Genomic DNA, 24684 nt, shown 5'->3' on the forward strand with positions numbered 1-24684 from the left:
CCCGCCTCCCGCCTCCCGCCCCCGCCATGTTTCGCCCTCCCGCGAAACATTAACGCCCGCTCCGGCGCGCCTCGGAGACTCCGGACATGCGCACCTACCAAGAGCTCTTCCGCACCCCGGAGTTCACCCCGCTCTTCCTCACCTCGGCCGCACAGGTGGCGGCCCAGACCGTGAGCGGACTCGCGCTGAGCACGCTCGTCTACACCGCGACCGGCTCACCGCTGCTCTCCGCGCTCGCCATGTTCGGCCCCTCACTGGCGCAGGTGCTCGGCGCGACGATGCTCCTGTCGGCGGCCGACCGGCTGCCCCCGCGCGCCACACTGACCACGCTGTCGCTGATCTTCGCCCTCGGCACGGCGGCCACGGCACTGCCGGGTCTGCCGGTCCCCGCGGTCCTCGCGATCGTGCTCTGCCTCGGCACGGTCTCCGCGCTGGGCGGCGGGGTGCGCTACGGGCTCCTCAACGAAGTCCTCTCCAAGGAGGGCTACCTCCTCGGCCGGTCCGCGATCAACATGTCCGCCGGGCTGATGCAGATATGCGGCTTCGCGGCCGGCGGTGTGCTGGTCGCGTTGCTGTCGCCGCGCGGCGCGCTGCTCACCGGCGCCGGGCTGTATCTCGCCGCGGCGGCCGTCGCGCGACTCGGCCTCAGTAGGAGGCCGCCACGCGCCACCGGCCGCCCCTCGGTCGCCCAGACCTGGCGGAACAACGCGCGCCTGTGGTCCTCCCGGCCCCGCCGCACCGTCTATCTGGCGCTCTGGGTCCCCAACGGTCTGGTCGTCGGCTGCGAGTCCCTGTACGTGCCCTACGCGCCCGAGCACGCGGGGCTGCTCTTCGCCGCCGGCGCGGCGGGCATGCTCACCGGGGACATCCTGATCGGCCGGTTCGTCCCGCGACGCCTGCGCGCGCGTCTCACCGTCCCGCTGTTGCTGCTGCTCGCGGTGCCGCACCTGTTCTTCTTCCTCGGCCCGGCGCTCCCGCTGGCCGTACCCCTCGTGACGCTCGCGACGGTCGGCTACGCGGCGAGCCTCGTCTCCCAGGAGCGCCTCATGGCCCTGACCCCGGACGAACTGGGCGGGCACGCGCTCGGGCTGCACTCCTCCGGCATGCTCACGATGCAGGGCGTGTGCGCCCTCCTCGCGGGCACCGTCGCCGAGCGGACCTCGCCCGCGACGGGCATCACGGTGCTGGCGGCGGCCTCCGTCCTGGTCACGCTCCTGCTGGCCCCCGGGCTGCGGGAGAAGGCGGTGCCGCCGACGGGCGCCGTCATCCGTACGCGTACAGGTGAAGCGGTCCCGCCGTCGCCCGGGGACCCGGTGGGTACGGATCCCGTATGAAGTACTTGGTGCGCGACAAGATCTTCGCCATCGGCGACGACTACTGGATCGAGGACGAGCAGGGCCGCCAGGCCTTCCTCGTGGACGGAAAGGCGTTGCGGCTGCGCGACACCCTGGAGCTGAAGGACCCGCAGGGGCGGGTGCTGGTCACGCTCCGCCAGAAGCTGGTGAGCCTGCGGGACACGATGACGATCGAGCGGGACGGCGAGCCGCTGGCCACCATCCGTAAGAAGAGGCTGTCGCTGCTCCGCAACCACTACCGGGTCGCACTCGCCGACGGCACCGAACTGGACGTGAGCGGGCGGATCCTGGACCGCGAGTTCGCGATCGAGTACGACGGCGAGTTGCTGGCGCATGTCTCACGCCGGTGGTTCCGGGTGCGGGAGACGTACGCCGTGGACGTGATCAGGGACGAGGCCGACCCCTCGCTGCTGATCGCGGTCGCGGTGTGTGTGATCCGGATGGCGGAGAAGGAGCGCGAGGAGGGCTGAGTCCGGCCCGCCGCCCAAGGAAGAGGGCTGAGTCCGGCCCGCCCCTCAAGGAGGCGGGCCCCTCGGGCGGCGGACTCAGCGGCCGGGTGCCGTCACGCCCAGCAGACGGTCCTTCAGCACCGGAAACCGCTCACGCGTCGTCGCGACCTTCGCCGGGTCGAACTCGACGGTCAGGACCTCCTCGCCGGTCCCCGCCTCCGCCAGCACCTCGCCCCACGGGTCGACCACGATGCTGTGTCCGGACTGCTCCACCCCGGCGTGCGTGCCGGCCGTCGAGCAGGCGAGGACGTACGCCTGGTTCTCCACCGCGCGCGCCTGCGCGAGCAGCGTCCAGTGCGCGCGGCGGCGGGCCGGCCAGCCCGCCGGGACCACGAAAAGCTGCGCGCCCTCGTCCAGCAGCCCCCGGAACAGCTCGGGGAACCGCAGGTCGTAACAGGTCGCGAGGCCCATCACCGCGTCCGGCAGGGCGACGGTCACCAGCTCGTCGCCCGCGCCCATCAGGGTCGCCTCGCCCTTGTCGAAGCCGAAGCGGTGGATCTTGCGGTACGAGCGTACGAGCGAGCCGTCCGGCGCGATGACGAGCGCGGTGTTGTAGAGGTCGGCCGCACCGTCCAGGACGGCCTCGGGGGCGCGTTCCACGATGGACCCGGCGTGCAGCCAGACACCCGCGTCGCTCGCGGCCTTCGACATCTCCTGGAACGTCGGACCGTCCAGCGTCTCGGCCTCGGCGGCGAACGACTCGTAGGCGAAAGCACCCACCGGCCAGAGCTCGGGCAGGACCACGAGGTCGGCGCCGCGCTGCTGCCTTACCAAGGAGGCCGCGCGTTGCCTACGGGAATTGACTGATTCGTCCGGGTCTACTGCGATCTGGATGAGAGAGGCGCGCACACTACCACCGTCCTGGCATTCGAGCCTTCTACACGGGCCTACGATCGTCACACGAAAGCACTGCCGGGGTGCCAACGGGCAGCGTAACTTAGGCCTTCGAACCTCCCACGCAGCCCACAGCCCGCCGCCCGCAGCCAGCAGCCCAGCCCGCTAACCGCAGAACCGTCGAGGGGTCCCGTGACCGTCCATCCCAGCCTTCAAACCTACGCCGACGCCTGGTCCCACTCCATTGAAGCCATAGCCGAGCTGGTGCAGCCACTCGTCGAGGGTGAGTGGAACCGGCGCACGCCGTGCCCCGGCTGGTCGGTGCGGGACATCGTCTCGCACGTCATCGGTCTTGAGTGCGAGATGCTCGGGGACCCGCGCCCGATCCACACCCTGCCGCGCGACCTGTACCACGTGCAGAGCGAGATCTCCCGCTACATGGAGATGCAGGTGGACGTACGCCGCCACCACACCGCTCCGGAGATGACCTCCGAGCTCGAATACACGATCATCCGCCGCAACCGTCAGTTGCGGAACGAGAACCGCGAACCCCACACCATGGTCCGCGCCCCCCTCGGCACCGAGCAGACGCTCGAACAGGCCATGCGGGCCCGCGCGTTCGACATCTGGGTGCACGAGCAGGATCTGCGTACGACCCTGAGCAAGCCCGGCAACCTCGACTCCGGCGGGGCGCTGGTCACCCGCGACGTGCTCCTCGAAGCCCTTCCGAAGGTCGTCGCGAAGAGCGCGGGCGCCCCGCCGAACACGGCGGTCGTCCTCGACGTGCACGGACCCGTCGAGTTCCTGCGGACGGTCCGGGTCGACGCGGACGGCCGCGGCACGATCGACGGCTCTCCTTCGCTCGGCCCCGCGGTGACGCTGGTGATGGACTGGGAGACGTACTTCCGGCTGGCGTGCGGGCGGGTGCGGGCCGCGGCGGTGCCGGACCGGATCAAGACGGACGGGGACGCGGAGCTGGCGGCGGCGATCCTGCGGGAGTTCGCGGTCACGCAGTAGCGCCGCGCGCCTTCTGTGTCCGTGCGTTCTGTGTCCGTGCGTTCTGTGTCCGTGCCTTCTGTGTCCGTGCCTTCTTACGTAGGCGGGCTTACGTAGGCAGGCTTACGTAGGCGGGTGCGTACGCGCTCAGGCGGGCACGTGCACCGCCTCCACCCGGCTCGCCACCAGCCGCTCCCTCTCCCGTCGTGCCGTACGCGCCCGCAGCCGCAGGATCTGGACGATCCCGAGCGCTTCGAGGACGAAGACGGACGAGAACGCCACGCGGTAGTCGCCGTCGGTCGCGTCCAGCAGCACGCCGATCGCGAGCAGCGTCGTCATCGAGGCCATGAAACCGCCCATGTTGACGATGCCGGACGCGGTGCCCTGACGGGCCGGCGGGTTCGCGGGCCGGGCGAAGTCGAAGCCGATCATCGAGGCGGGTCCGCAGGAGCCGAGGACGACGCAGAGGGTGATCAGCAGCCACATCGGCGCGTGGTCGCCCGGGTAGGCGAGGGTGGACGCCCACACGAGCGCGGTCACACCGACCGTGCCGAGGGCGAGCGGGGCTCTCGCGGCGTGGTGGCGGGCGATGATCTGCCCGTAGACGAGCCCGATCACCATGTTGACGAGGACGACGAGGGTGAGCAGATCGCCCGCCGCGGCCCGGGACAGCCCCTGGGCCTCGACGAGGAACGGCAGGCCCCACAGCAGCAGGAAGACCATGGCGGGGAACTGGGTGGTGAAGTGCACCCAGAGCCCCAGCCTGGTGCCGGGCTCCCGCCACGACTCGGCGATCTGCTTCCGTACGTAGGTCGCGCCCGCGTGCTCGGAGGGCGGCGGTTCATGACCCTCGGGGTGGTCCTTCAGGAAGCACAGCAGGAGTACGAGGACGACGACACCGGCCATCGAGCTGCCGACGAACGTCGTCGTCCAGCCGAGGCCGCTCAGCAGCCGGGCGATGAGGAGGGTCGACACCAGATTGCCGGCCATCCCGAAGAGCCCCGTGAACTGCGCGATCAACGGGCCCTGGCGGGCGGGGAACCAGTGGGCGCCCAGGCGCAGTACGGCGATGAAGGTCATCGCGTCGCCGCAGCCGAGCAGGGCGCGGGCGGCGAGGGCCATGCCGTAGGTGGGGGCGAGGGCGAAGCTGAGCTGGCCGAGGGTGAAGAGGGTCACGCCGAGGGTGAGGACTCTGCGGGTGCCGAGCCGGTCGACCATCAGACCGACGGGGATCTGCATCCCCGCGTAGACGAGGAGTTGGAGGATCGAGAAGGTGGAGAGGGCGGAGGCGTTGACGTGGAAGCGGTCGGCGGCGTCGAGCCCGGCGACGCCGAGGCTCGTACGGAAGATGACGGCGACGAAGTAGACGGCGACGCCGATGCTCCAGACGGCGAGGGCGCGTCGGCCGCCGGGCGGGTCACCGGGGAGGGCGGGAGAGGGGCGGCGGCCGGAGGAACCGGACGATCCCGAGGAACCCGAGGAACCCGAGGCCCGGGACGGCGCCGACGGACCGGAGGGGCCCGAGGCCCCGGACGGCGCCGACGAACCGGAGGGCCCTGAGGGCCCGGAGGCCGCGCCGGGGTCGCCTTCTGACGGCTCCGAGGCCGCGCCCGGGTCGCCTCCCGACGGCTCCGAATCTCCCCAGGGTCCCGAATCTCCCGACGGCCCCGACGCTCCGGAGGAGGACGAGCTCACCGGTCCTCACCCCGTATGAGCACCTTGACGCGGCTGACGTGGGCGCGCACGCACCGCGCGGCGGCCTCGGCGTCACCGGCCCGGATCGCTTCCAGCAGCTCGGCGTGCTCGACGATGCTGGTCTCCACGCGGTCGGGGTGCGCCTCCATGACGGCGACGCCCATCCTCAACTGCCGGTCCCTGAGCTGGTCGTAGAGCTTCGACAGGATCTCGTTGCCGGCGTTGCGCACGATCTCGGCGTGGAAGCACCGGTCGGTGACCGCCACGGCCGCCAGGTCGCCCTCGGCGGCGTGGCGGCGCTGCTCTTCGAGGAGTTCCTCCAGGCGAGCGACGAGCCGCGCGGACGCGGGGACCGCCTTGCGGGCAGTGAACTCCTCCACCAGCAGACGGGTCTCGACGACATCGGCGATCTCCTGCGCGGAGACGGCGAGGACGAGGGCGCCCTTCTTGGGATAGAGCTTGATCAGCCCCTCGACCTCCAGCTTGAGCAGCGCTTCACGCACGGGTGTACGGGACACCCCTACGGCCTCGGCGAGTTCGCCCTCCGTAAGGAGGGTTCCACCCTGGTAGTGCCGGTCGAGAACGCCCTGCTTGATGTGGCTGTACACACGGTCGGCTGCGGGCGGCTGTTTCACGGGGACGGCGGACACGGGGGAGGTGGCGGCAGGCGCGGATGGCATGCGCACAGCTTAGATACAACAGGGATGCGAGAGTGATCCCGTCCGTATCGCGGAACGGCCGGATTTCCCTGGCGTGCCGTACATCCCTTCGGATCACTCATATGTCTTTTCAGTGGACCGCCCCTTTTAGGGTGTGAGTCGTATTGACTTGAGCAGGCTTCACCTCAGACAGCGCAGTCGCGACATCGGAGCGTTCCTTTGATAACCAGCTTCCCCGGCGTGCGGAGAAACGTACGTAGGTCCACCGTGGTAGCCCTCACCGCCGGCGCCATGCTGACGGGCACGGCCCTGGTCGCCCCGGCGACCCAGGCCGCCGAGTCCGCGCCCGCCGCCAAGGCAGCTGCCGCGGCCCTGCCGACCCTCTCGGCCAAGGGCGCCTACCTGCTGGACAACGCCACTGGCGCTAAGAAGTACGGCAAGGCCGCCGACACGCGCCGCCAGATGGCCAGCACCACGAAGATCATGACCGCGGCCGTCGTGCTCAACACCAAGGGCATCGACCTCAACCGCAAGGTCACCATCAAGCAGACCTACCGCGACTACGTCGTCCGGGAGGGCGCGAGCACCGCGGACCTGCGCACCGGCGACAAGGTGACGATCCGCCAGCTCCTCTACGGCCTGATGCTCCCGTCCGGCTGCGACGCGGCGTACGCCCTGGCGGACGCGATCGGCACCGGCTCGACGGTGGCGGCGCGCACGAAGTCGTTCATCGGGAAGATGAACACGAAGGCCAAGGACCTGGGCCTGAAGAACACCAAGTTCGACTCGTTCGACGGCATCTCGGCGGCGGGCAACAACTACACGACCCCGCGTGATCTGGCGACGATCGCCCAGTACGCGATGAAGAACTCCACCCTGCGCGGAGTCGTCAAGGCCACGAGCTACAAGACCACGACACCGACAAGCTCGGGCGGCACCCGCACGTACACCTGGTACAACACGAACCAGCTCCTCGGCTCGTACTCGGGCGCGATCGGCATCAAGACCGGCACGGGCACGGCCGCGGGCCCCTGCCTGATCTTCGCCGCCACCCGTAACGGCAAGACGCACGTGGGCGTCATCCTGAACGGCGCGAACCGCTACACGGACGCGGCGAAGCTGCTCGACTACTACCTGGGCGCGTCGACCGCGAAGACGATGAAGCTCCGCCAACTCCCGGCGGGCGCACAGCGCGACTGACCCCCCTGCGGGATGCGGTAAGGGGCGCGGCCACCACGGGGTGGCCGCGCCCTTGTTGTTGCCGGTAGCTGGAGGCTGGCGGCCGCAGAAACGGTCACTCCTCACCCCCAGTGGTGAATATCCGGCTCTCTCCTCATAGTTCGGGTTTGTTCGCTATTACGTTCCACCTTGGAGGTGGTTCGAAATGACAGAGAACAGCCAGACGTCGGCCGTGGCCACGCGGTACGAGGCGATCGACATCAGTGACTTCGTCTTCGGAGCGACGGGGGCCCGAATCCGGAGACTTACGATGCCGGACGGAAGTCACTGGTTCCCGGCGGCGGATGTACTCGGTGAACTGGGGTACACCAATCCGCGAAAGACTCTGATGGACCATGTCCCGGAAGCCTTCCGAACCCATCTCGGAAGCCTAACGACACGTTACGAGTCACCTGTTCCCGCAGGTCATGGCTTCAAGCGATCGATGAACATGGTGAACCTGAACGGTCTCATCATGCTGCTCTCCGCGACATCGAAACCGGAGACTCAGCCGTTCAGAAAGTGGATCACGGAGATGGTCGTTACGGTTCAGCGCACCGGCTCCTACACCCTCCCCCAAGCCCAGGCGCAGCCGTTGGCCCCCGCCCCCGTCGCCTACACCCTCCCCCCACAGGTCGCCGATGCCATCGTCCGGCTGGAGGAGCGGAACATACGGCTCGACGAGCAATTCGCAGCCGTACAACGCGAAACGCTCGAAACCCGACGGGAAATGCTCACCGCCCATCAAGCCACCGCCCGCGCCATGGAACGGATCGCCGACCGGCTCGACACCCTCATCCCCGACCGCCCGGCCACGCCGCCCCCGCGCGCCACGTCCCCCGACGCCGTCCTCGCCGACTGGAAGTCGCGGATGTCGGTGACCGAGGACGTGTGGGCCGTCGCCGTCACCATCGCGCCCGCCCTCGCCGCCGACGGCGAGCTGCGGCAGTCCCTGGAGTCCATCGCCACCCGCACGGGCCTCACCGAGCACCGCGTCAACGAGTGCCTGCGGTTCATGCGTAAGCACGCCTGCATCCATGCCCGGGGCAGCACCGTCGACGGCGTCCCCGTCTACGGACTGAGCCCGGCGCGCCCCCTGTAACCTTCCTCGGTCAGACGTCGACCGACATCGAGGAGGACGGGTGGCCGGTCAGCGGATCACAACCCGCAACGCCCGCTTCCAGCAGTGGCACGCGCTGCTCGCCAACCGCAACAAGCGCAAGCGCCAGAACGAGTTCCTCGTCCAGGGCGTACGCCCCATCACGATGGCCGTGGAGCACGGCTGGACCATCCGCGCCCTGCTGTACGACGCGAGCCGGCCGCTCTCGCGGTGGGCGGAGGAGCTGCTGCGCGGCATCAGCACCGACCGGGTCGCGATGGCCCCCGAACTCCTCGCCGAACTGGGCGAACGCGCGGACGGTCCGCCCGAGGTGCTCGCCGTGGTCGAGATGCGGCCGGACGAGCTGAGCCGCATCCGCGTCCATGACGCCTTCCTGGGCGTCCTGTTCGACCGCCCCACCCAGCCGGGAAACATCGGCAGCATCATCCGCTCGGCCGACGCCTTCGGCGCGGACGGCCTGATCGTCACCGGCCACGCGGCGGACGTCTACGACCCGAAGTCCGTACGCGCCACCACAGGCTCCCTGTTCGCGCTCCCGGTCGTCCGGAGCCCCTCGCACCACGAGGTCGCGGAGTGGCTGTCGAAGGAAAGCGCGGAGGGACGCCCGGTAGCCGTGATCGGCACGGACGAACACGGCGAGGCCGACGCCGACCGATTCGATCTCACCCAGCCGGTGTTGCTGCTGATCGGCAACGAGACATCGGGCCTGAGCACAAGCTGGCGCGAGTTGTGCGACCACGTACTGAACATCCCGATGTCAGGCTCGGCCAGCTCCCTGAACGCCTCGAACGCGGCGTCGGTGATCCTCTACGAGACAGCCCGCCAACGCCGCCTCGCGGCACGCGGCTGACGCACGACCGAAGGGCCGCGACCCCGGTGGAGTCGCGGCCCTTCCGTCGTGGTGTTCCGTCGGCGGTCGGGGTCAGCCCCAGGTGATCAGTCTCTTCGGCTGTTCCAGGATCGCCGCCGTGTCCGCGAGGACCTTGGAGCCCAGTTCGCCGTCGACCAGGCGGTGGTCGAACGAGAGCGCCAGGGTGGTGACTTGGCGGGGTTTGACCTTGCCCTTGTGGACCCAGGGCTGGAGCTTGATCGCGCCCACCGCCAGGATCGCCGACTCGCCCGGGTTGAGGATCGGGGTGCCCGTGTCGACGCCGAAGACGCCGACGTTCGTGATGGTCACCGTGCCACCCTGCATGGCCGCCGGGGTCGTCTTGCCCTCGCGGGCCGTGGACACCAGTTCGCCCAGGGACCGGGCGAGTTGCGGCAGGGTCAGGTCGTGCGCGTCCTTGATGTTCGGGACCAGCAGGCCGCGGGGGGTCGCCGCCGCGATGCCGAGGTTCACGTAGTGCTTGACCACGATCTCCTGGGCCGCCTCGTCCCAGGCCGCGTTGACCTCGGGGTGGCGCTTGACCGCCACCAGCAGCGCCTTGGCGACGAGCAGCAGCGGGTTGACCCGTACACCCGCCATGTCCTTGTCGGACTTGAGCTCCTCCACCAGCTTCATCGTGCGCGTCACGTCGACCGTCACGAACTCCGTGACGTGCGGCGCGGTGAACGCGCTGCCCACCATCGCCGCCGCCGTCGCCTTCCGTACGCCCTTGACGGGGATACGGGTCTCCCGGCTGGCTGTCACCGGCGCGGCAGGCGCGTCGGTCACCGGGGCCGGCGCCTCGGCCTCGGGCGCCGGAGCCGTCGCCGCGTGGACGTCCTCGCGGGTGATGATCCCGTCCGGTCCGGTCGGCGTGACCGTCGTCAGGTCCACCCCCAGGTCCTTGGCGAGCTTGCGCACCGGCGGCTTCGCCAGCGGGCGGGACAGTGTCCCGGCGACCGGCGCGGACGCCACGCCGTTCATCTCCGCCTGGATCGCCGCGGCCGCGGCGGCCTGCTCGGGCACCGCCCCGGCGCCCCGGCGCGGACGCCGCTTCGTGGACGCCTCCGAGACGCCGTAGCCCACGAGGACCGGCTGGCGCCCCTTCGGCCCGGCGGCCGGTTCGGCCGCGGGAGCGGGAGCCGGGGCGGCGGCCGGGGCCGTTCCCTCGTCGCTCCCCGGCGCCACGTCCACCGTGATGATCGACGCCCCGACGTCGACGGTCGTGCCTTCGTCGAAGCGCAGCGCGTGCACCACCCCGTCGTAGGGGATGGGCAGTTCGACGGCCGCCTTCGCCGTCTCCACCTCGCACACCACCTGGCCGTCGACGACGGTGTCGCCCGGCTGTACGTACCACTTGAGGATCTCGGCCTCGGTGAGTCCCTCGCCCACGTCGGGCATCTTGAACTCCCGGTAGCGGGCAGAAGTGTCAGCAGTCATGGTCACGGCACTCCTCAGTACGCGAGCGAGCGGTCGACGGCGTCGAGCACCCGGTCCAGACCCGGCAGGTACTCCTCCTCCAGGCGCGCCGGCGGATACGGGGAGTGGAATCCGCCCACCCGCAGCACCGGAGCCTCCAGGTGGTAGAAGGAGCGCTCCGTGATGCGGGCGGCGATCTCCGCGCCGGAGCCGTAGAACACGGGAGCCTCGTGGACCACGACCAGCCGGCGGGTCTTCTCCACCGACGTCTGGATCGTGTCGAAGTCGATCGGGGACATCGAGCGGAGATCGAGGACCTCCACCGACCTGCCCTCCTCCGCCGCGGCCGTCGCCACCTCCAGACAGACCTTGACCATCGGACCGTACGCCGCGAGCGTCAGATCCGTGCCCTCCCGGGTGACCCGGGCCTTGTGGAGCGGGCCGGGGATGGCCTCGGTGTCGATCTCGCCCTTGTCCCAGTAGCGGCGCTTGGGCTCGAAGAAGATGACCGGGTCGTCGCTCTGGATGGCCTGCTGCATCATCCAGTAGCCGTCCGCGGACGTCGAGGGGGAAACGATCTTCAGCCCCGCCACATGCGCGAACAGGGCCTCGGGCGACTCCGAGTGGTGCTCGACGGCGCCGATGCCACCGCCGTACGGAATCCGGATGACGACCGGCATCTTGATCTTGCCGAGCGCGCGGGCGTGCATCTTCGCGAGCTGCGTGACGATCTGGTCGTACGCGGGGAAGACGAAGCCGTCGAACTGGATCTCCACGACCGGCCGGTAGCCGCGCAGCGCGAGGCCGATCGCCGTACCGACGATGCCCGACTCGGCGAGCGGGGTGTCGATGACCCGGTCCTCGCCGAAGTCCTTCTGGAGACCGTCGGTGACCCGGAAGACGCCGCCGAGCTTGCCGACGTCCTCGCCCATGATCAGGACCTTGGGGTCGGTCTCCAGCGCGACCCGCAGCGACTCGTTGATCGCCTTGGCGAGGGGGAGTTTCTGTACGGTCATGGCTACTTGCCCTCCTCGGCAGAACCGGCGCCGGCGTCGTCGAAGGACGCCTCGTACGCCGCGAACTGCGCCCGCTCCTCGTCGACGAGCGCGTGCCCGTCCGCGTAGACATGCTCGAAGATCGCCATGTGGTCCGGGTCGGGCATGGCCCGCACCGCCTCACGCACCCGCCTGCCGAGCGCCTCGCTCTCCTCCTCCAGAGCGGCGAAGAACGCCTCGTCGGCGGCCGACTCCTTCTCCAGATACGCGCGCAGCCGCAGGATGGGGTCCTTCGCCTCCCACGCCTCGCGCTCCTCGTCCCGCCGGTACTTCGTCGGGTCGTCGGACGTGGTGTGCGCGCCCATGCGGTAGGTGAAGGCCTCGACGAGCATCGGGCCCTCACCGCTGCGGGCGCGCTCCAGCGCGGCGCGCGTCACGGCCAGACAGGCCAGTACGTCGTTGCCGTCGACCCGGACGCCCGGGAAGCCGAAGCCCTGTGCGCGCTGGTAGAGCGGCACCCGCATCTGCTTCTCGGTCGGCTCCGAGATGGCCCACTGGTTGTTCTGGCAGAAGAAGACCACGGGCGCGTTGTAGACGGCCGAGAAGGTGAACGACTCGGCCACGTCGCCCTGGCTGGACGCGCCGTCGCCGAAGTAGGCGATGACGGCGGAGTCCGCCCCGTCCTTGGCGACGCCCATCGCGTAGCCGGTGGCGTGCAGCGTCTGCGAGCCGATGACGATCGTGTACAGATGGAAGTTGTTGGTCTTCGGGTCCCAGCCGCCGTGGTTCACACCGCGGAACATCCCCAGCAGATTGGTCGGGTCGACGCCCCGGCACCAGGCGACGCCGTGCTCCCGGTAGGTCGGGAAGACGTAGTCGTCGTCGCGCAGCGCGCGTCCCGAGCCGATCTGGGCGGCCTCCTGGCCGAGCAGCGACGCCCACAGGCCCAGCTCGCCCTGGCGCTGGAGGGATGTGGCCTCGGCGTCGAAACGGCGGGTGAGGACCATGTCGCGGTAGAGACCGCGCAGGGAGTCGGGGGTGATGTCGGCTACGTAGCCGTCGTACTCGTCGTTCTTCACGCGCTCGCCCTCGGGCGTCAGCAGCTGTACGAGCTGGGGCTCGGAAGCCTTCGGCTGCGGCGTCGTCCTGGCGCCGGCGCGCTTGGTGCCGCTGCTACGTCGCGGCTTTCGCGCGGCGGCAGTGCTCTCCACGGTCACGTGCGTGCTCCTCCGTCGGTCCGGTCCCCGGGATCCGCCGGGAACCAGTGCGGCTCGCCTGCTTCCGGACGCGCGCACGGGGTGGGTGCGGCCCGGCCGGGACAGGCGTGACAGGTGCCCCGGCGAGCGCCCTGTCACAGGCACGTTACCCAGTGGGTCGCATTCCTGCGAAACCCCCTTGACCTGCGATTTTGCTTGGATTTCCAAGTAAATCGAAAAAGTTGGGGACAACCACTGGTCACAGCCTTGCAGGCCGCCGGAACAACGGCACGTTATCCCGGCGGCCCACGACGGGGATAGAGGGAAGTGTGTTTGACTGAAGTCGTGCCTGAAAAGGGAAAAATCATCGTATTTCTTCTGGACGACCACGAGGTCGTCCGGCGGGGTGTCCATGAGCTGCTCGCCGCCGAGGACGACATCGACGTCGTGGGCGAGGCGGGCACGGCCGAGGACGCGCTGACGAGGATCCCGGCGACCCGGCCCGATGTCGCGGTGCTCGACGTACGGCTGCCGGACGGCAGCGGGGTCGAGGTGTGCCGTGAGATCCGCTCCAGGGACGAGGGCATCAAATGCCTGATGCTGACCTCGTTCTCCGACGACGAGGCGCTGTTCGACGCGATCATGGCCGGCGCCTCGGGCTACGTGCTCAAGGCCATCCGGGGGGACGAGCTGCTGACCGCCGTACGGGACGTGGCGGCGGGCCGCTCCCTGCTGGACCCGGCCGCGACCGCGCGGGTGCTCCAGCGGCTGCGCGAGGGCAACACCCCCAAGGGCGACGAGAGGCTGGCCAACCTCACCGACCAGGAGCGGAAGATCCTGGATCTCATCGGCGAGGGCCTGACCAACCGCGCCATCGGTGAGCGGCTCCATCTCGCCGAGAAGACGATCAAGAACTATGTCTCCAGCCTGCTCTCCAAGCTGGGGATGGAGCGCCGGTCTCAGGCCGCCGCCTATGTGGCCCGGATCCAGGCCGAGCAGCGCTGAAACCTGCCGAAGGGCCCTTTGCGGCCCCGGTTCCCTAAAGGCCCGATAAGGACCAAGGTCCCCCGTATCCGGGGCGGGCTGCCCTGTTCCGTGGGCGTTCGGTGACTGAGAGTGGAACCCATGTCCACCGATGATCTGCGCGCCATCGAGCTGCTCAACCGGGTCCGGTACGGACGGGTGGCGACGAGCATGCGGGCGATGCCCTTCGTGGCCCCCGCCCGTCACCTCGTCATGGACGACAGCGTCGTGCTGCGGATGCACCGGGGGATGGGCTACCACCGCGCGTGCAGCGGCAGCGTGGTCGCGTACGGCGCCGACAACTTCAACACCGGCGAGCGCGATCTCTGGTCGGTCCAGCTCACCGGCACCGCGAAGATGATCACCCCGACGGATCACGAGCTGGCGCTCTTCGGCGGGGGTCCGCACCATGTCGACGGGGAGCCGTTCGACGCCGTCTATATGAGCATGACGCCGCAGTTCACGACGGTGCACGTGCTCGAATACGGGGCGGGAGAAACGACCGCGGGGGCGGCCGGGACCACCGGAAGCGGACCGCGACACGATCAACACGCTGAGTGATCTATCATTTGACGGGTGCCGCGCTCATCTGCAACGACTGCGACGATGCCCTATGTCGCGACCGCTCCACCCGTGGCCGACCAGCCCTTCGGCCTCCTTCCCCTCGGTGACCTGCTCAGACGCTACAGACACGGCGGCGAACCCCTGTCCTGCCGACCCGTCGCCCAAGGCCTGCTCAACCGCGGCTACCGGCTCACCACGACCCATGGCTCCTACTTCCTCAAGCACCACCTCGACGGCGACCACGAGTCGATCGCCCGCCAGCACCACGCCACCCGGCGGCTCCAGGCGCTCGGCGTGCCCGTCGCCCCGCCCGAACGGGACACCGAGGGCGGCACGGTGGCCGTCGTCGGTGGCCACTGCTACGCCCTGCACCCCTGGATCGAGGGCCGGCACCGCACCGGCGCCCAGCTGACACCCGCCGCGTCGGGCCGGCTCGGGTCGCTCCTCGGGGTCGTACACACCTCTCTGGAGCAGGTGATGGAGCCGGCCGGGTGCCGCCTCGCGTACGACGGCGCGTACGACAGCGCCACCCCCGCCGACACCTTCGCCCTCATCGACGAACTGCTGGCCCTCGCCCGTGGGCGCACCCCGCGCGACGGCTTCGACTCCCTCGCCGAACACCGGCTGCGGGAGCGCCGCGGGCTCCTGGAGTCCCACGCCCACCACCGCCCGCCACCGGGCGCCGAGAGCGCCACCGGCTGGGTGCACGGCGACTTCCACCCGCTGAACCTGCTCTACCAGGGCACCGAGCCGGCGGCGATCGTCGACTGGGACCGGCTCTCCGTCCAGCCGCGCGCCGAGGAGGCGGTACGGGCGGCGGCGATCTTCTTCGTACGCCCGTCGGGTGAGCTGGACCTGGAGAAGGTACGGGCGTACGCGCGCGGCTACCGGCTCGCGGCCGGGGCCGACGCCGCCGAACTGGCCGCAGCCGTCCACCGGGTGTGGTGGGAGCGGCTCAACGACTTCTGGATACTGCGCTGGCGCTATCTGCTGGACGACCGAAGGGCCGACCCGCAGTTCCCTGCGGTGTCGGCCCTGGCGGTCTGGTGGACGCGGAGGTACGAGGAGGTGGGCGAGGCGTTCACGGGGTGAGCGGCGGCCCTGCCGCCGCTCCCGCGACGGCTATCCGCCGACGGCACCCTCGACGGTGCCCGGATCGCTCGTGGCGCCCTCGTTCGTTCCCGAGGTGCCTTCCGTCGTCCCCTCGGAGGTGCCTTCGGAGGTGCCCTCCGACGTTCCTTCGGAGGTGCCCTCGGAGGTGCCTTCCGACGTGCCCTCCGTGGTCCCCTCGGACGTGCCCTCGGTGTCGCCCTCCGTCGCGCCCTCGTCGTCGCCCGGTTCGGGCGAGGACGGCGTGTCCGTGGGGTCCTCGGACGGCGTCGTGTCCTCGCTCGGGGTGTTGTCCGTCGGGTACTCCGGCTGCTGGTTGCCGCCCGTCGAGGTGTCCGGCTCGTCCTCGGACGGCGAGGACTCGTCGTCCGACTTCGTCGGCTTCTCGCTCGGCGTGCTGGTGGGGCTCTGCGTGGTCTTCTGGTCCTGCTTGTCCCCGGTGCCCGCGCCGCTCATGCTGTTCAGCGCGTACGCGGCGCCCGCCACGATCGCGATCACGGCGAGCACGGCGAAGAGCCACATCTTGCCCCGGCCGCCGCTCCCGTTGCCGTGGTGGCCGCCGTCGTAACCGCCGTCGTTCGGGTTCTGCGGCGGCAGCAGCGGGCGCTGCGCGGTGTCGCCGTGCGGCGGGTGGCCGAGCGCGCTCGTCGCGGCGACGCCCATCGCCGGGGTGCCGCCCTCGTGCATGTCGACCGGCCCGGTGTTCCACGTGCCGACGTGGCTGCCCTGCTGCTGGAGCATCTGCATGCCGTACTGGACGAGGCCGCGCATCTCCTCCGCGCTCTGGAACCGGTCGTCCGGGTCCTTCGCGAGCGAGCGCATGACCAGCCCGTCCAGCTCCGGCGGCACCACGTCCGAGACCTCGGACGGCGGCACGGGGATGTCCTGGACGTGCTGGTACACGACCGAGAGCGGCGTCTCACCGGTGAACGGCGGGCGCAGCGACAGGAGTTCGTAGAGAAGACAGCCCGTGGCGTACAGGTCGGACCGGTGGTCGACCGCCTTGCCGAGCGCCTGCTCGGGGGAGAGGTACTGGGGCGTGCCCATGACCATGCCGGTCTGGGTCATCGTCGACTGCGCGCCGTGCAGGGCACGGGCGATGCCGAAGTCCATCACCTTGACCGCGCCGCCGTGCGTGATGATCACGTTCGCCGGCTTGATGTCGCGGTGCACGATGCCGTGCTGGTGGGAGTAGGCGAGCGCCTCCAGCACACCGGAGACGATGATCAGCGCCTGCTCCGGCGGCGGTGCCTCCGCGTTGAGCAGCAGATCTCGGATCGTGTTGCCCTCGACGAGCTCCATGACGATGTACGGAACGGTCTGGCCGCCCACGACATCTTCACCGGAGTCGTACACCGCCACCACGGCGTGGTGGTTGAGACCGGCCACCGACTGGGCCTCGCGGGTGAAGCGGGCCTTGGAGACCGGGTCCTCGGCGAGGTCGGAGCGGAGCAGCTTGACGGCCACGGTCCGGCCGAGCCGGACGTCCTCCGCCGCGTACACCTCCGCCATACCGCCCCGGCCGAGGCGGTACGTCATCCGGTAACGGCCGTCGCCGACCAGCCCGCCGACGCCCCATGAGTCCGCAGCATCAGGCACTCCGCCGCCGCCTGCTTCGGGTTCGGGTGCCATCAGTCCTCGCCGTCGTATCTGTCCGCGTGTCGCGCGCGGGCGCGGGGTCGCGGTGGTGCCTGGGATGGATGAAGGTGTGGGACCAGGAGCCGGTACGAATCCTGGTCGTTGCTCTGTGCCGGTCACGCTACAGCCTTCACGCGGCACGCCGATCGGAGATGGACCGGTCATCGAACCCGCTACTGCGGCGCACGGGCGAATTCCATGCGTTTCCTGTAACGCTTCCGAGACTCTTGTTGTGCGTAGGGTCACGGAACGGGCACCCGGCTTGACGTGTCCGGGCCCTGCGGCAGACTTGGCCCGTAAATACGGGAGCATGTGAGCACGGATCAGCGCGAAGCACTGAATCACCGCGTCGCCGCGCCGAGGGGGAAGCACAGTCATGAGCCACGACGGCGCACAGGGCCGCTACGCGGGCGGTTCGGTCGCGGGCGGCCGGTACCAGCTTCGTGACCTTCTCGGCGAGGGCGGCATGGCGTCCGTCTACCTCGCGTACGACGCCGCGCTCGACCGACAGGTCGCCATCAAGACGCTCCACACCGAACTCGGCCGCGAACAGTCCTTCCGTGAGCGCTTCCGCCGCGAGGCACAGGCTGTGGCGAAACTGTCGCACACGAACATCGTCTCCGTCTTCGACACGGGTGAGGACGAGCTGGACGGCGCGCTCATGCCGTACATCGTCATGGAATACGTGGAGGGGCAGCCGCTCGGCTCCGTCCTCCAGTCGGACATCCAGCAGTACGGCGCGATGCCGGCCGACCGCGCGCTGAAGGTGACGGCGGACGTTCTGGCCGCGCTGGAGACCAGCCACGAGATGGGCCTGGTCCACCGCGACATCAAGCCCGGCAACGTGATGATGACCAAGCGCGGCGTCGTCAAGGTGATGGACTTCGGCATCGCGCGGGCCATGCAGTCGGGCGTCACGTCGATGACGCAGACGGGCATGGTCGTCGGCACACCGCAGTACCTCTCCCCCGAACAGGCGCTGGGACGCGGCGTCGACGCCCGTTCCGACCTCTACTCGGTCGGCATCATGCTCTTCCAACTGCTGACGGGCCGGCTGCCCTTCGAGGCGGACTCGCCGCTGGCGATCGCGTACGCGCATGTGCAGGAGGAGCCGGTCGCGCCCTCCTCCATCAACCGCTCCATCACTCCCGCGATGGACGCGCTCGTCGCACGGGCGCTGAAGAAGAACCCGAACGAGCGGTTTCCGAGCGCCGCCGCGATGCGCGACGAGTGCGCGCGGGTGCTTCCGCAGGGCCACACCGGCGCGCCGGTGATCGTGCAGGGCGCCCCGTCGGTGAGCGGCGCGGGTGTGGGCTCGGCGGTCTTCCCGCCGGTCGACCAGGGGACGCAGCCGCCGCAGGGCGGCGTGCAGACGCCGTACCAGCCGGGGGCGTACGGTCCGCCGACGCCCGCCGCGCAGGCCCCGGGACCGATGCAGACGCCGCCTCCCACGTACGGCTACCCGCCGCAGCCCAACCAGGGCTACCAGACCCCGGCGCCCTCGTACTCGATGTCGCCCACGTCCCCGATGGGCCAGGGACCGGGCGGGCACGGCGGTCACGTCGGGCCCGGCGGCGGTCCCCACAACGGGGGCGGCAGGCGGAACATGCCGGTCGTGATCGGGGCGGTCGTGGTCGCCGTCGCGGCGATCGCGGGGCTGGCCTTCGCGTTCTCGTCCGGCGGGGACGAGGACAAGGGCGGCTCCGAGGCCAAGCCCAGCGGCTCGGCGGTCGAGGGCCACCGGCCGCCGGAGCGCAACCGCGTCATCGACAAGGAGAAGTGCTCGGACGCGTACGAGGACGGGGTCGACCCGACCAAGGTCCAGGCGCCCGACCTGCGGTACAAGGACATCCTCTCCGTCAAGGAGTGCCTGCGGTCCGCGAAGTGGACATGGACGGTGACCGAGGTCAACGACCCCACGCAGGCGCAGGACATCGTGGTCGAGCAGTTCCCGAGGCAGGGCGCGGCGGTGCTGCCCGGGGACCAGGAGTTCGAGCTCAAGATCTCCACGGGCAACCCGGAGTAACCGGCCCGGCCGGCGGCCCGGCCGGCGGCCCGGCCGGCGCGTTCCGCGCGTTCCGCGCGGGAGTGTACGGCGGCCGGGACGGCCGGCTGTCGCCGAGATGCCGCTTCTGTCACCACATGTGACGCTGAGTCGGTGATGTTACGGCTCCACGCACGGCTCCACGTACGGCTCCGCACCTCCCGCGCGATCGCGACCGCGCCCGCGATCGCCGTCGCGGTCACCCTCGCCGCCCTGCTGTCGAGCGTGCCTCCCGCCTACGCGGACGACCGCGAGCTCCCGCGAGCCGAGCCGTCGGACCCCCCGAGCGCCACCTCATCGCTGGCCGGGAACGAGGCCGGGCAGGGACGGCCCCGGCCCGGGCGGACGTCCGCGAGTGCCGACGTGTCGTCGTCGGCCGGCGTCGCGGAGTCCGCGGCGCCCTACGTGCCGCCCTGGCCGAGCACGAGCGGAGGGCCTTCGTCCGGTTCCGCTTCGCCGTCCCACAGCCGTTCCGCGACGCTCTCGGCCACGCCCGGGAAGAGCCGGACGCCCGGCCCGGAGAAGACTCCGAAGAGGAAGCGCGAGCGGGAGCCGGAGAGCCCCCACGAGAGTGACGCCATGGACGAGGAGCTTCTGTCGGACGACTCCGAAGCCTCGGAGGAGGGGCCGGTTCCACCCCGTACACCGCCCCACAACGCCACCGCGCGGGAGCAGGACAGCCAGGCGGTCTCCCAGCCGGTCGCCCGCGCCGTCCCCGCGCTGACCCTCGGCATCGGCATGGCGATGATGGGACTCGGTATCGGTTTTCTGGGCCTGCGACTGCGGCGCCGCTGACCGGCGAGGACCCCACCGCACCCTGATCCACCCCATCCGACCTGCGTGTTCGACGCCCTCCTCCCTCTCGCGTCGCCCTTACCTCCTCCCTACGACGGACGCGTGACGTCCCTCTCAGGGCCCTTGCCGCCCCGGCCATACCGGGTATACATACTGAGTATGTCGATCCGCCACGGGCTGCTGGCCCTCCTCGAATCGGGACCGCGCTACGGCTCCCAGCTCCGTACGGAGTTCGAATCCCGCACCGGCGCCACCTGGCCCCTGAACGTCGGCCAGGTCTATACGACGCTCAACCGTCTGGAGCGCGACGGCATGGTCGTCCAGGACGGTGAGGACGAGGCGGGGCACGCGCTCTACGCGGTGACCGACGCCGGCCGCGAGGAGCTGCGGAACTGGTTCCGCTCACCGGTCGACCGGCGCAGTCCGCCACGGGACGAACTGGCCATCAAGCTCGCGATGGCCGTGGGCGCGCCCGGGATCGACATCCGCGACGTGATCCAGTCGCAGCGCCACCACACCGTGCAGGCGATGCAGGACTACACCCGCCTCAAGGCCCAGGCCACCGACGTCTCGCCGGACAACCGGGACGACGTGGCCTGGCTGCTCGTCCTGGAACAGCTCATCTTCCAGACCGAGGCCGAGGCGCGCTGGCTCGACCACTGCGAGGCGCGGCTCGTCCGGCTCTCGCTGATGAACGCGCAGAAGGAGAAGCAGCGGGAGAAGGAGCGGGAGAGCGCGGGCGCCGGCCACGACGGACCGTCGCCCGACACCGCGCCGCCGGCGGAGAAGCCGGCGCCCGCCTCCCGGATCGGCCTGGGCCGCTCCAGAGGCCGCTGACCCCACGCGCACCAGTGCCCCATCCGTATCGCACGCGCCCACTCACGTACCACGCACACCGCAGGCACCCACTCACCTCGGCGTCCGCGCACCAGATCCGCTCCCAAGGGGGACCACCCATGCCTGACCAGGCACCGCATCCCGTGCTCCAACTCAAGGACCTGACCCGCGTCCACGGCAGTGGCGCCACCGAGGTCCACGCCCTGCGCGGGATCAATCTCGATGTCTTCCCCGGCGAACTCGTCGCCGTGATGGGCCCGTCGGGCTCGGGCAAGTCCACACTGCTCACCATCGCCGGCGGTCTCGACACCCCGACCTCGGGCCAGGTGATCGTCGAGAACACCGACCTCACCACCGCGGGCCGCAAGCAGATCGCCGCCCTGCGCCGCCGCAGCATCGGCTACGTCTTCCAGGACTACAACCTCATCCCCGCCCTCACCGCCGCCGAGAACGTCGCCCTCCCCCGGGAACTCGACGGCACATCGGCCCGCAAGGCCCGGGGCGAGGCGGTCGCCGCGCTGCGCGAGATGGACCTCGACGACCTCGCCGACCGGTTCCCGGACGAGATGTCCGGCGGCCAGCAGCAGCGCGTGGCCATCGCCCGCGCCCTCGTCGGCGACCGCCGCCTCGTCCTCGCCGACGAGCCCACCGGCGCCCTCGACTCCGAGACCGGCGAGTCCGTGCTCGCGCTGCTGCGCAGCCGCTGCGACCAGGGCGCGGCCGGCGTCCTGGTCACGCACGAACCGCGGTTCGCGGCCTGGGCCGACCGTGTGGTCTTCCTCCGGGACGGCGCCGTCGTCGACCAGACCCTGCGCAGTCACGCCGACTCGCTCCTCACGGGCCAGGCGGCCGAACGGTGAAGAACTGGTACCACTCCTGGCGCGCGGCGATCCGCATAGCCCGCCGTGACGCCTGGCGCTTCAAGGGACGCAGCTTCCTCGTCCTCGCCATGCTCGCCCTGCCGATCCTCGGTGTGAGCGCCGCCGACCTGACACTGCGCAGCGCCGATCTGACCGCCGCCCAGCAACTGGACCGGGACCTCGGACGGGCCGACGCCCGCGTCACCGACCCGACCATGGGCGGGGTCCCCCTCCTCCAGACCCCCAAGGGCGACGGCTACGAGCCGGTGACGACCGACGACGACGGGCCGTGGCCCGAGGGCGAGATGGACGTCGCGTCCGCCCTCCCGCCGGACACGGAGTCCCTCGTCGACTCGGAGGGCACGGCCAAGCTCGGGACGACACACGGCCTGCTGAACGCCTCGGTCCGCGAGCTGAAGGCGGCCGACCCGATGGCCGAGGGCATCATGGTCCTCGACCGCGGCCGGTTCCCGGAGAAGGCCGACGAGGTCGCGGCGACCAACGCCTTCCTGGAGAGCAGCGGTCTCCACGTCGGTTCGAAGCTCCGCGTGCACGGGTTCGACCGCACGTACCGGATCGTCGGCGCGTACGAACTGCCGGACGCCCTGGACACCGCACAGGTCAACGCCCTTCCGGGCACGCTGCTCGCCCCGCTGGCCAAGGCGCTGGAGGCCGCGGAGCTGCCCGGCGGGCAGGCGTTCACCAGTTATCTGGTCTCGGTCCCCGGCGGCGCCGGTTACACGTGGGACATGGTCAAGGAGACCAACGCCAAGGGCGCCGTGGTCACTTCACGCGCGGTGACGCTCGATCCGCCGCCGGACTCCGACGTGCCGCTGTACGAGAAGAACGGCCCGACCGACTACGGCGGCGGCTCCACCTCCAACGCCACCGAACTCGCCGTCGTCAGCACCATCGTCGGCCTCGCGATGCTGGAGATCTGTCTGCTGGCAGGCCCGGCGTTCGCCGTCGGCGCCCGCCGCTCCCGCCGCCAGCTCGGCCTGGTCGGCGCCAACGGCGGCGACCGGCACCACATCAGGGCCATCGTCCTCAGCGGCGGTCTGGTGATCGGCGCGGTCGCCGCGGTGGTCGGCACGGTGCTGGGCATCGTCCTGACCTTCGCACTCCAGCCGGTGCTGGAGGACTTCCTGGGCAAGCGCTTCGGGAGCTTCGACCTGCGTCCGCTGGAGCTGGTCGCGATCGCGCTGGTCGCGGTCGTCACCGGTCTGCTGGCCGCGATCGTGCCCGCGGTGACCGCGTCGCGGCAGACCGTCGTCGCCTCGCTCACCGGGCGCCGTGGCATCCGTAGGAGCAACAGGCTGCTGCCGATCCTGGGCCTGGGCGCCGTCGTACTCGGCGCGGGCATCGCGCTGTACGGCTCCACGGTCTCCGACCAGGCCATGTTCGTCGCCGGCGGCAGCGCGCTCGCCGAGCTCGGGGTGGTGGCCCTGACGCCCGCGCTGGTCGGCCTCTTCGGCCGGATCGGGCGCTGGCTGCCGCTCTCGCCGCGGCTCGCGCTGCGCGACGCCGTGCGCAACCGGGGCCGTACGGCTCCGGCCGTGGCGGCGGTGCTGGCGGCGGTCGCGGGCACGGTGGCCGTGTCGACGTACACGGCCAGCTCGGAAGCCCAGTCCGAGGCCCGGTACCTGCCGGAGCTGCCGTACGGCGCGGTCGCGGTGCTGTCCCCGGAGTCCGCGGCGGATGTCCCGTCGATGCGGGAGGACACGCAGAAGCTGCTTCCGACGGGCGTGCGCGCCGATGTGGACCGTGTCGTCGTCGGCAGGAAGAACTGCTCCTCCTACGGAGGCGGCGAGGAGTGCGGCTACTACCAGGTGGTCACGCCGAAGGCGTACGAGTGCCCGCTCTGGACGTCCGACGACAGCGGCGAGGACCCGGCGGCGAAGTTCTCCACGGCCCAGAAGCGCAAGCTGGCCAAGGACTGGCGCTGTGAAATGGGAACGAGCGGCATCGGCACCACCGGCGGCGAGATCCTGGTCGGTGACGACAAGCTGCTCAAGGTCCTGGAGATCGACAACCGGGAAGCGAGCGAGGCGCTGGCGAACGGGCGGGCGGTCTCCTTCAACAAGCGTCTCCTCACCCCCGAAGGCACCGGCTCCCTCGACAAGGGCGGCGCGCTCGATGTGGCGGCGCCCAGGAGCGGCGTCAACGGGACGATCGACGTCCGCCTGATCACCGCCGCCCAGCAGAAGGAGGCGGACCAGGCGGGCGATTCCGACGGCGAGAGCGTGCCGGGCACGGTCAAGTCGATCCCCGCCCACCAGTTCTCCGGCGGCGAGAACTCGTACGGGGTCACGGTGATCGTGCCCCGGGACGTCGCCGAGAAGGCGGGAATGGCCACCGTCCCGTTCGGTTCCTTCTTCACCACCGAGAAGCTGCCGAGCGGCGCCCAGGAACAGAAGCTCACCAGCGAACTCGCCAAGACGGGCAGCGATCCCCTCCTGACCATCGAGAAGGGCTTCGTCCCCGAGAACAACGCCACACTCCTGGCACTGGCCGTCTTCGCGGGCCTGATCACCATCGGCGCCGCCGGTATCGCCACGGGCCTCGCCCAGGCCGACGCCGAGCCCGACCTGAAGACCCTCGCCGCCGTCGGGGCGCCGCCCCGGGTCCGCAAGGCGCTGAGCGGATTCCAGTGCGGGGTGGTGGCCGCGATGGGTGTCGTCCTCGGCTCGGCGTCCGGAATCCTGCCCGCGATCGGGCTGCGCTTCACCGAGCGCCGCGCGGAGGACCGGCTGTACGAGCGGATGCTGGACGAGGGATGGTCCAACGGGCAGGAGGCCTCGGCTCCCTTCGTACCGGTGGTCATCCCGTGGGAGACCCTCGGCGTGCTGCTCGTCATGGTCCCGCTCGGCGCGGCGCTCCTGGCCGCGCTGGTCACGCGCTCGCGGGGCGCGCTGGCGCGCAGAGCGGCGGTCTGACACCGGTCCGCGG

The 24684-nt window shown here is 70.6% G+C and carries 22 protein-coding genes; 14 read left to right on the forward strand and 8 right to left on the reverse strand.

The genetic code is table 11. The annotated features are described in order from the left end of the window. The first annotated feature begins 86 nt into the window (after nucleotides 1-86). Both ACFWU9_RS19785 and ACFWU9_RS19790 read left to right on the forward strand, forming a co-directional pair. Nucleotides 87-1334, forward strand: a complete 1248-nt coding sequence (locus ACFWU9_RS19785; RefSeq protein WP_384320056.1) for an MFS transporter — start codon at nucleotides 87-89, stop codon at nucleotides 1332-1334. After that, a complete protein-coding gene (locus ACFWU9_RS19790) occupies nucleotides 1331-1825 on the forward strand; it encodes an LURP-one-related/scramblase family protein (RefSeq protein ID WP_384320058.1) in 495 nt (164 codons plus the stop codon). The genes ACFWU9_RS19785 and ACFWU9_RS19790 overlap by 4 nt, the downstream gene beginning before the upstream one ends. 75 nt (nucleotides 1826-1900) lie before the next feature. On the opposite strand, the gene ACFWU9_RS19795 is transcribed toward ACFWU9_RS19790, so the two are convergent. Further along, entirely contained in the window at nucleotides 1901-2713 is an 813-nt protein-coding gene (locus ACFWU9_RS19795) for a carbon-nitrogen family hydrolase (protein WP_384320060.1), read from the reverse strand. Nucleotides 2714-2890: 177 nt separating this feature from the next. Here ACFWU9_RS19795 and ACFWU9_RS19800 point away from each other — a divergent pair, with 177 nt between their 5' ends. Continuing rightward, complete coding sequence (locus ACFWU9_RS19800) at nucleotides 2891-3715, forward strand: maleylpyruvate isomerase family mycothiol-dependent enzyme (protein ID WP_384320062.1); 825 nt, start codon at nucleotides 2891-2893, stop codon at nucleotides 3713-3715. A 126-nt stretch (nucleotides 3716-3841) separates the two neighbouring features. On the opposite strand, the gene ACFWU9_RS19805 is transcribed toward ACFWU9_RS19800, so the two are convergent. Continuing rightward, nucleotides 3842-5074, reverse strand: coding sequence for a nitrate/nitrite transporter (locus ACFWU9_RS19805; protein WP_384320232.1), 1233 nt, complete (start codon nucleotides 5072-5074; stop codon nucleotides 3842-3844). Nucleotides 5075-5385: 311 nt separating this feature from the next. Beyond that, nucleotides 5386-6069, reverse strand: a complete 684-nt coding sequence (locus tag ACFWU9_RS19810) for a GntR family transcriptional regulator (protein ID WP_384320064.1) — start codon at nucleotides 6067-6069, stop codon at nucleotides 5386-5388. Between the two features lie 270 nt (nucleotides 6070-6339). Here ACFWU9_RS19810 and ACFWU9_RS19815 point away from each other — a divergent pair, with 270 nt between their 5' ends. The 3 genes from ACFWU9_RS19815 to ACFWU9_RS19825 all read left to right on the forward strand — a co-directional run bounded on the left by ACFWU9_RS19815 (nucleotide 6340) and on the right by ACFWU9_RS19825 (nucleotide 9236). Further along, entirely contained in the window at nucleotides 6340-7248 is a 909-nt protein-coding gene (locus ACFWU9_RS19815; protein WP_384320234.1) for a D-alanyl-D-alanine carboxypeptidase family protein, read from the forward strand. Nucleotides 7249-7537: 289 nt separating this feature from the next. Further along, complete coding sequence (locus ACFWU9_RS19820) at nucleotides 7538-8368, forward strand: Bro-N domain-containing protein (protein ID WP_384320236.1); 831 nt, start codon at nucleotides 7538-7540, stop codon at nucleotides 8366-8368. Nucleotides 8369-8408: 40 nt separating this feature from the next. Beyond that, nucleotides 8409-9236: an RNA methyltransferase gene (locus tag ACFWU9_RS19825; RefSeq protein WP_384320066.1), complete on the forward strand. Its 828-nt coding sequence runs from the start codon at nucleotides 8409-8411 to the stop codon at nucleotides 9234-9236. Between the two features lie 72 nt (nucleotides 9237-9308). Here ACFWU9_RS19825 and ACFWU9_RS19830 read toward each other — a convergent pair whose 3' ends face one another. From ACFWU9_RS19830 to pdhA, 3 genes are read right to left on the reverse strand one after another with little or no spacing between them, the layout of a single operon-like run. Beyond that, on the reverse strand, nucleotides 9309-10694 hold the full coding sequence (locus tag ACFWU9_RS19830) for a dihydrolipoamide acetyltransferase family protein (protein ID WP_384320068.1): 1386 nt from the start codon (nucleotides 10692-10694) through the stop codon (nucleotides 9309-9311). A 14-nt stretch (nucleotides 10695-10708) separates the two neighbouring features. Beyond that, complete coding sequence (locus tag ACFWU9_RS19835; protein WP_384320070.1) at nucleotides 10709-11689, reverse strand: alpha-ketoacid dehydrogenase subunit beta; 981 nt, start codon at nucleotides 11687-11689, stop codon at nucleotides 10709-10711. Nucleotides 11690-11691: 2 nt separating this feature from the next. Continuing rightward, nucleotides 11692-12885: a pyruvate dehydrogenase (acetyl-transferring) E1 component subunit alpha gene (gene pdhA, locus ACFWU9_RS19840; protein ID WP_384320072.1), complete on the reverse strand. Its 1194-nt coding sequence runs from the start codon at nucleotides 12883-12885 to the stop codon at nucleotides 11692-11694. Nucleotides 12886-13209: 324 nt separating this feature from the next. Here pdhA and ACFWU9_RS19845 point away from each other — a divergent pair, with 324 nt between their 5' ends. The 3 genes from ACFWU9_RS19845 to ACFWU9_RS19855 all read left to right on the forward strand — a co-directional run bounded on the left by ACFWU9_RS19845 (nucleotide 13210) and on the right by ACFWU9_RS19855 (nucleotide 15543). Continuing rightward, nucleotides 13210-13869, forward strand: a complete 660-nt coding sequence (locus tag ACFWU9_RS19845) for a response regulator (protein ID WP_384320074.1) — start codon at nucleotides 13210-13212, stop codon at nucleotides 13867-13869. A gap of 120 nt (nucleotides 13870-13989) precedes the next feature. After that, the gene (locus ACFWU9_RS19850; RefSeq protein ID WP_384320076.1) at nucleotides 13990-14448 is read left to right on the forward strand and encodes a pyridoxamine 5'-phosphate oxidase family protein; all 459 of its coding nucleotides are present in this window, start codon (nucleotides 13990-13992) and stop codon (nucleotides 14446-14448) included. A gap of 45 nt (nucleotides 14449-14493) precedes the next feature. Next, entirely contained in the window at nucleotides 14494-15543 is a 1050-nt protein-coding gene (locus ACFWU9_RS19855; protein ID WP_384320078.1) for a phosphotransferase, read from the forward strand. Between the two features lie 30 nt (nucleotides 15544-15573). Here ACFWU9_RS19855 and ACFWU9_RS19860 read toward each other — a convergent pair whose 3' ends face one another. After that, complete coding sequence (locus ACFWU9_RS19860) at nucleotides 15574-17193, reverse strand: protein kinase (RefSeq protein WP_384320080.1); 1620 nt, start codon at nucleotides 17191-17193, stop codon at nucleotides 15574-15576. 382 nt (nucleotides 17194-17575) lie between these two features. On the opposite strand from ACFWU9_RS19860, the gene ACFWU9_RS19865 reads away from it, so the two are divergent. Next, entirely contained in the window at nucleotides 17576-19225 is a 1650-nt protein-coding gene (locus ACFWU9_RS19865) for a protein kinase (RefSeq protein WP_384320083.1), read from the forward strand. Between the two features lie 419 nt (nucleotides 19226-19644). Here ACFWU9_RS19865 and ACFWU9_RS19870 read toward each other — a convergent pair whose 3' ends face one another. Beyond that, nucleotides 19645-19824 (reverse strand): hypothetical protein, encoded by a 180-nt coding sequence (locus ACFWU9_RS19870; RefSeq protein WP_384320085.1) that lies wholly within the window; start codon nucleotides 19822-19824, stop codon nucleotides 19645-19647. Between ACFWU9_RS19870 and ACFWU9_RS19875 the strand changes: the two genes are divergently transcribed. From ACFWU9_RS19875 to ACFWU9_RS19890, 4 genes are all read left to right on the forward strand, one after another. Then, complete coding sequence (locus ACFWU9_RS19875) at nucleotides 19823-20038, forward strand: hypothetical protein (RefSeq protein ID WP_384320087.1); 216 nt, start codon at nucleotides 19823-19825, stop codon at nucleotides 20036-20038. The genes ACFWU9_RS19870 and ACFWU9_RS19875 overlap by 2 nt on opposite strands. 159 nt (nucleotides 20039-20197) lie before the next feature. Continuing rightward, on the forward strand, nucleotides 20198-20875 hold the full coding sequence (locus tag ACFWU9_RS19880) for a PadR family transcriptional regulator (protein WP_384320089.1): 678 nt from the start codon (nucleotides 20198-20200) through the stop codon (nucleotides 20873-20875). A gap of 119 nt (nucleotides 20876-20994) precedes the next feature. After that, nucleotides 20995-21735 carry an ABC transporter ATP-binding protein gene (locus tag ACFWU9_RS19885; protein ID WP_384320091.1) on the forward strand — a complete coding sequence of 247 codons (741 nt, stop codon included), beginning with the start codon at nucleotides 20995-20997 and terminating at the stop codon, nucleotides 21733-21735. Then, complete coding sequence (locus ACFWU9_RS19890; RefSeq protein ID WP_384320093.1) at nucleotides 21732-24671, forward strand: FtsX-like permease family protein; 2940 nt, start codon at nucleotides 21732-21734, stop codon at nucleotides 24669-24671. Before ACFWU9_RS19885 ends, ACFWU9_RS19890 begins: the two co-directional genes overlap by 4 nt. The last annotated feature ends 13 nt before the right edge of the window (nucleotides 24672-24684 follow it).

This window comes from Streptomyces sp. NPDC058653 (assembly GCF_042716895.1).
Taxonomy (GTDB): domain Bacteria; phylum Actinomycetota; class Actinomycetes; order Streptomycetales; family Streptomycetaceae; genus Streptomyces.

Bases quoted from the DNA above. Each gene is read 5' to 3' on its own strand.
- ACFWU9_RS19785 (WP_384320056.1), top strand. From the start codon at position 87: ATGCGCACCTACCAAGAGCTCTTCCGCACCCCGGAGTTCACCCCGCTC.
- ACFWU9_RS19790 (WP_384320058.1), top strand. From the start codon at position 1,331: ATGAAGTACTTGGTGCGCGACAAGATCTTCGCCATCGGCGACGACTAC.
- ACFWU9_RS19810 (WP_384320064.1), bottom strand. From the start codon at position 6,069: ATGCCATCCGCGCCTGCCGCCACCTCCCCCGTGTCCGCCGTCCCCGTG.
- ACFWU9_RS19815 (WP_384320234.1), top strand. From the start codon at position 6,340: ATGCTGACGGGCACGGCCCTGGTCGCCCCGGCGACCCAGGCCGCCGAG.
- ACFWU9_RS19820 (WP_384320236.1), top strand. From the start codon at position 7,538: ATGCCGGACGGAAGTCACTGGTTCCCGGCGGCGGATGTACTCGGTGAA.
- ACFWU9_RS19830 (WP_384320068.1), bottom strand. From the start codon at position 10,694: ATGACTGCTGACACTTCTGCCCGCTACCGGGAGTTCAAGATGCCCGAC.
- ACFWU9_RS19835 (WP_384320070.1), bottom strand. From the start codon at position 11,689: ATGACCGTACAGAAACTCCCCCTCGCCAAGGCGATCAACGAGTCGCTG.
- ACFWU9_RS19850 (WP_384320076.1), top strand. From the start codon at position 13,990: ATGTCCACCGATGATCTGCGCGCCATCGAGCTGCTCAACCGGGTCCGG.
- ACFWU9_RS19855 (WP_384320078.1), top strand. From the start codon at position 14,494: ATGCCCTATGTCGCGACCGCTCCACCCGTGGCCGACCAGCCCTTCGGC.
- ACFWU9_RS19860 (WP_384320080.1), bottom strand. From the start codon at position 17,193: ATGGCACCCGAACCCGAAGCAGGCGGCGGCGGAGTGCCTGATGCTGCG.
- ACFWU9_RS19865 (WP_384320083.1), top strand. From the start codon at position 17,576: ATGAGCCACGACGGCGCACAGGGCCGCTACGCGGGCGGTTCGGTCGCG.
- ACFWU9_RS19875 (WP_384320087.1), top strand. From the start codon at position 19,823: ATGGACGAGGAGCTTCTGTCGGACGACTCCGAAGCCTCGGAGGAGGGG.
- ACFWU9_RS19870 (WP_384320085.1), bottom strand. From the start codon at position 19,824: ATGGCGTCACTCTCGTGGGGGCTCTCCGGCTCCCGCTCGCGCTTCCTC.
- ACFWU9_RS19880 (WP_384320089.1), top strand. From the start codon at position 20,198: ATGTCGATCCGCCACGGGCTGCTGGCCCTCCTCGAATCGGGACCGCGC.
- ACFWU9_RS19885 (WP_384320091.1), top strand. From the start codon at position 20,995: ATGCCTGACCAGGCACCGCATCCCGTGCTCCAACTCAAGGACCTGACC.